Below are 4,100 nucleotides of genomic sequence, written 5' to 3'. Positions count from 1 at the left end.
ATATTAAGACGTTATAGAAGAAAAGACAAATAAATTAAAAAACTGTAGATAAAAGATTTAAAATCAGATTATCTACACAATTAGAAATATATTAATAAGATTAAAAAATCAGATGTTATCAAATGTTGATTCATCTGATTTTTTTTATAATAGAGATATAATACGATTTTATAATAAAATTATGGATAAGTTGTATGATATTAAAATTCATTAGAATGATAGAAAAATAATTTTGTGTAAATTTAATAAATATACTTGTATTTATGTATTTTTCATATAAATTATATGTTATTCTATTGGAGATTAGTGTTATTATAATTTTCAGTTATTTTATAAGTTTCACCATAATACTAAAAGTTAATATAATAATGTATATTTCTGTTTTTTAGATATTATTAGCCAAGCAAAACTAATTATACTTTAAATAAACAATTTATATGAATTTTATACATTAATTAAGTATATTTTAATATAAGCATAATCATATATAATAATTTTTAAACAAAGCTTATGAAATGATGAATTGTGTCGATAATATCTAAGGTAATCACATATAGAATAAAAATTTTAATAACTGTATAAATGCGTCAGACACTTACGGTAGATAATGTTATTTTGATTTGTTTTTATGTAAAGCATAAGTAAATTATTGTTACATACTAATTCTAAGAATTGAAAAAGACATACTATTGTGATATACTACTTTAAATTGTTATTGTGACATAATTGAAATAGGTCAGTATAACCATATTATTTATTTTATAAATATATCAAGAGTATTAAATATGTAAGGTATATAAGTTGCCATAAATGTATAAGGAATATAAAATATACTAAACTTATATTTGTTGAGGCATTGGTTTATTAAATATATGGTTATTATGATACGAGTTTAAAAACAATTAATATATTTTTAAAAAGGAGGAATTTTTATGCGAAAGATTGCAAAACTACTTTGTTTTATTCTATCGCTACTATTAGTAGTCACGGGAATGCAAATACCGGCAAAGTACAGTTATGCAGAGGATAAACCTGCTGAGGCACTTACACCTGATACAATGAATAAAGTATCGGTAGAGTTAAAGAAGGTAATAATTGATAATCAAGAATTAGACTTAACAGACCCCAAATTAACACCTGGAACAACAAACAATTTTAACACAAACGTAGCTGTTGAATATAATTACATTACGACAACAGCACTTGCAAACGGTTACTATGTAAAAATACCGATGCCAGACTTATTCAGGAATCATATCACGTACAGCCCTGACTGGACAGATATAGGCAATATACCAGGGATGGTACCTGGCACGGTATACTACAAAAAAGGTGCAGAGTTTATGTATGTTGTATTCAAAGACAATACAAGTCCAGGCGGAGGAAATTTCCGAATAACTCTTGAGAAAGGTAAAATCGGTACTGGGGAAAAACCTATAACAATAACTGAACCTAAATCAGGAACAACAATAACATTCAAACTAAAAGACACAACACCACCCTATGCACCATTTGGAACATGGCGTTTGAAAGATAAGTATCTATCTAAAGACGGTGAATTTGCAAAAACTAATATTCAGAACGATACAATAAAATGGTCAATAGTGTTTAACGATGATTTATTGATAAAGCAGTATGAAGAGACTTGGAAAAAGAAACTCAACAATGATCCAGCGAACACATATCCATATGTGATGCCACAACAAAGAACAAATCAACTAATAGAAGACAAAGACATACCGATTGACTTTGATATTACGAAAGTTGAGCTATACGCAGAAGTAGTTGTACCTACGTTGTCAAATCATGGCATACCAAGTTTTAGTAAATTGAGACAAATTAGGTTGAACCATAAAATTTACACTATGGATGAAATACTGACAAAGATGGGGAACACTACTCCGACATATGAACAATTCAAAGAATTCTTTAGAAAAGATGCATCTTTGGAATCACCAAGAACAGTAGTATACAAAACGAGTGAACTTCAATCAGTGTTGTTTGCAATGGCAAGAGTACCAGAACCAACGCTAACAATACCAAGGGCACCATTGGAAAGCATGGTTAATGGGTATAGCGAGCCAACTTTATATCCAAGCCAAAAGACAATGATGAAGCTGGTATATCCAGAAGCTCAAGCAATTCATCTAAGACTCGGTATATTTACACTAATACCTGAGGAAAAAAGAGGTGCTGGAGAATTGTTTAAAAACAAAGCGAGCATAACATTTGATGGAAATGCTGATCCAAACAAAGCAGACTCAAGTGAAACACAACTCATATACGGATTCACAGGTTCATCTTATGGAAACTGGAAGGATATAACAGTTGAAAAAAAATGGGAGGACCCCAAATTCCCGGCCTGGGGAGCAGAACACACAAAGCCAATAAATATAACCTTAGAAGGTGGAGGGATAAAAAGAACTGCCCAATTAACTAAAGCGAATAACTACACATACAAGTTCACAAACCTACCAATAGCAAAAGCAGGAAAAGACATAATCTATAAAGTGGAAGAAGACTATAGTGCTAATGGTGACTATGAATTTGATTTCCAAGAAGGCAATGCACATCAACCTAAAGATGTAACAAAGATAAAACTATATAACAAACCTAAAACAACATCTGTGAAAGTGACAAAAGAATTTAGATCGACAAGAGATTACAATGAAGCAACAGTAGATGTATCTCTACAAAGTAACCTTGATCCAGTAACAGGTGTTATAGGGCAGGCATTCCATGATACAGGCAACTCAATAACATTAGATAAAAACAACAATTTCAATCATACATTTATCGGTTTACGTAAGTATGATATAAAAGGAAAATGGATAACATACAAACCGGTTGAAAAATCAGTAAAATTAAATGGTACAGATATAACAGCCGAATTCACACCACTAATATCCGGAACTCAGCAGATAGGATTTCAAATTCTAAATGTATCAAAAGAAACAAGAGATATAGATGTTGAAAAGGTATGGAAAGACCGACCGCCACAACCAACAGATGTAACAGTACATTTAAAAGGTGCTGGAGTTGAACAAAGTTCAGTTGTTCTTAATGCAGCAAATAATCTTAAGCATAAGTTCACAAACTTAAGACGTTATTCAGACAAAGATGGTCATGAAATTCAATATACTATAAAAGAAGATCCTGTATTAGACTTCTCAGCTAAATACTCCGTAACAACGGATAAGGCATTAGTGGTTACAAATTCACTAACTACTAAAGTTACATTAGAAGTTAATAAAATCTGGAAAGACATTGACGGTAATGATTATCCTATCAATGCAGGTACAGATGCAGAGTTTGTAGTAATAGCAGATGGAGAGGAAATACCTGTAATATTAGATACAAACAGTTCTAATAATCACTATGATAAACGTGAGAATCTACCGTTTAGAAAGAATGGAGTAGATATAGATTATCAGCTTAAAGAGCTGAGAGTCAAGAAAGGATACGAGGCTACTATAACAAGAGCACAAGGTGACAAAAAATATACTTTCACAGTAGTAAACAAAAGAATCCCAACAACAATTACAATCAAGAAAGTTTTTGTTGGAGATAAGCTACCAGAAGTAACAGTTCACTTGCTTGAAAAAGGTGAAAAAATTAATACATTCACTCTAAATGAAAGTAATAACTGGGAAGAAACTTATCGCACTGAAAAGTTCGATGAAGAAGGTAATTTAAGAGTATTTGATATAGAGGAAGATCACTATGATAAATATAGAGTAGAGTATAAAAAAGAAAATGATTACAACTTCACAATTACAAATACTAAATTGGAGAACATAACACCACCAACACCACCAACTGATAATAATGGACCAGGTGGAGGAGGTCCAAGTGATAAACCAAAACCTGACCCTAAACCAGACAATGATAAACCGGAGAAACCAAGCAATCAAGACCGAACACCAAAACCAAAAACAGATAAACCTGACCCTAAACCAAAAGACGATGGCGGAGGAATAGGAGGAACAGGAGGAGAAGATCCAACACCATCAAAACCATCAGAGCGTCCAACAAGAACACCTGATTCAGACCCATCAACTCCACCGACACCTTCAGTACCGTCATATCCGAGAAACAAT

The 4,100-nt window shown here is 31.9% G+C and carries 1 protein-coding gene; it reads left to right on the top strand.

Annotated elements, in window-relative coordinates; genetic code table 11:
- Window positions 1–2,060: 2,060 nt before the first annotated feature.
- The coding region (locus tag HMPREF9630_RS10540) for a Cna B-type domain-containing protein (RefSeq protein WP_242824696.1) at window positions 2,061–4,100 on the top strand (2,040 nt) is incomplete at its 3' end.

Origin of the sequence: Peptoanaerobacter stomatis (genome assembly GCF_000238095.2) — a bacterium.
GTDB classification, from domain to species: domain Bacteria; phylum Bacillota; class Clostridia; order Peptostreptococcales; family Filifactoraceae; genus Peptoanaerobacter; species Peptoanaerobacter stomatis_A.
The sequence above is the reverse complement of the archived record's forward strand: the minus strand, read 5'-3'. Positions and strand labels throughout refer to the sequence as shown.